Here is a 564-nt window from a genome sequence, read left to right on the forward strand (position 1 = left end):
ACGAGCTCTGCAACCATCAAAACCCTTATCCAAAAAGGGCTTTTGAAGGAAAGCTATGAAGAGGTTTACAGAGATCCCTATCAGGACAAAATGTTCAAAAAAACAGAGCCCCTGCCGCTGACAGACGAACAGAGGGCTGCCTTCGAGCCCATACGCGAGACATTGGACAGCGATGAGCATAAAGTGTTCCTCCTTCACGGCGTGACAGGAAGCGGAAAAACGGAAATTTATCTGCAATCAATTGAAAAAGTACTAGCGAAAGGAAAAGAAGCCATCGTCCTCGTACCGGAAATATCGCTGACGCCGCAAATGGTCAACCGCTTCAAGGGCCGCTTCGGCTCCCAGGTGGCAGTCATGCACAGCGGTTTATCCACAGGAGAAAAATACGACGAGTGGCGTAAAATGCACCGGAAGGAAGTGCGGCTTGTCGTCGGCGCCAGGTCGGCTATTTTTGCTCCGTTTGAAAATCTAGGAATGATAATCATCGATGAAGAGCACGAGTCTTCCTATAAACAGGAAGAAATGCCGCGCTATCATGCGAAAGAGGTGGCAATCAAGCGGGCC

1 protein-coding gene is annotated in these 564 nt (G+C 49.5%); it reads left to right on the plus strand.

Annotated features, from left to right (window positions below):
• A partial coding sequence (locus ACWHAR_RS30470; RefSeq protein WP_452088859.1) for a DEAD/DEAH box helicase family protein occupies positions 1–564 on the plus strand: 564 nt, incomplete at both ends.

The organism is Bacillus sp. LR--39 (genome assembly GCF_053613335.1).